The following is a 1,534-nucleotide window of genomic DNA, read 5'->3' as shown; positions in this document are numbered from 1 at the left end:
TCTATACTCTTTACACTGTCAGGAAGGGTAACCTTTATAAGAGCCGTACATTCCTTGAATACACCGTATCCTATGGTCTCAAGTCCTTCACTGAAGGTGAGAGTAGTAAGGGATGTTGCACCTTCAAAGGCAAAGTTTTCTATTGTTGTTAAGTTTGATCCAAAACTTACACTCTTAAGGGATGTTGCCCCGGCAAATGCAGAGCCACCTACAAGCTCCAGTGAATCCGGAAGCTCCAGCCCGATGATTGCCTTGTTCTTGCTAAATGCCGCATCTCCTATCTCAAGAAGGCTCTCCGGCAGTGTCACTTCACTTATGTTGCAATCGGAAAATACATTCTTCGCAAGCTTCTTTGTTCCCTCAGGAACAACTATCTTTGTCAGCTTGCTGTCCTTATTAAATACTCCCTCATCGCATGATTTTAGCCCTATCGGATAGTTCACTGTGGTAAGCTCTCCGCATTTTTCAAATGCGTGGTATCCGATACTGCCAAGGCTGTCCGGAAGTTCGACGCTGACAAGGCCGCTACAGCCGCTGAATGCGTAGTTTCCGATTGATGTAAGACCTTCATTTATAACAAGCTCTGTTATGGCAACGCACCCTTCAAAGGCAGATGCATCTATCGTAGCAAGCGATGATCCGAAGGTTACCTCCTCCAGATTCTTACAGCCCATGAAGACTCCGCTCCCCAGTGTCACAAGTCCGTCCGGAAGGACAACCTTCTTCAGTTCTTCCTTTCCTTTGAATACCTCTTTTCCGATCTCCTGTACTGTGTTTCCGTCAATCTCCTCAGGTATCACAACTGTCTCAAGGCTTCCTGTGTATTTTGTTATCTTTATGTTATTTCCTGTGGTCTTTGTATATTCAAAATACGATGCATCCGTCTCTTCCTGATTCTTCAGGGTAGCGACCACATCCTCAAGCGGTGTATCCTGCTGTGCAACGCAGCTCTGAGTTCTTGGATTAAGCGTATAGCCTGACGATGCATAGCCGATCCTGTAGCTGTGTCCGCCTGTTGCGGTACCAAAGCTCCACTCACCGCTTTCATCTGTCTCATCTGTCAGGATGACCTTGTTTTCAGTCACATCAAAGACGCTTACTGTTATCCCTGCGACGCCCTTGCCCTCTGAATCCACAACTCTTCCGTGGATCAGGCAGTTCTCAGTCTCTATCCTTTCTGTAGAGAAAGGATATCCGTTGTCTTTTGCAAAGGTTTCAGCTGCGCTTCCCGCAACACCATGGATGGTCAGTACTTCCGTGCTGCAGTTTTTGAATGGCATGTAGCCAAACTCCGTTACCTTCTCCCCTATCCAGATATGCTGCATTCCGGTACAACCGGCAAAGGCATAGTTGCCAAGGGAAGTGACACTGTCGGGAAGGACCATCTGTCTGATCGCACTGTTTCCCTCAAATGCACTGGCACCTACCTTTTTAAGAGTTTCGGGCAATATGAACGTAACTATTGCACTGTTACTGAATACGCTATCCGGCAGGGTGGTAACTCCCTCAGGCACTGTCATGCTTATAAGCCTGG

At 47.2% G+C, this 1,534-nt stretch carries 1 protein-coding gene; it reads right to left on the bottom strand.

Annotated elements, in window-relative coordinates:
- The coding region (locus tag G608_RS0117730) for a leucine-rich repeat protein (RefSeq protein ID WP_026497105.1) at positions 1–1,534 on the bottom strand (1,534 nt) is incomplete at both ends.

The organism is Butyrivibrio sp. WCD3002, from assembly GCF_000424265.1.
Lineage (GTDB): Bacteria > Bacillota > Clostridia > Lachnospirales > Lachnospiraceae > Butyrivibrio.
The sequence above is the reverse complement of the archived record's forward strand: the minus strand, read 5'-3'. Positions and strand labels throughout refer to the sequence as shown.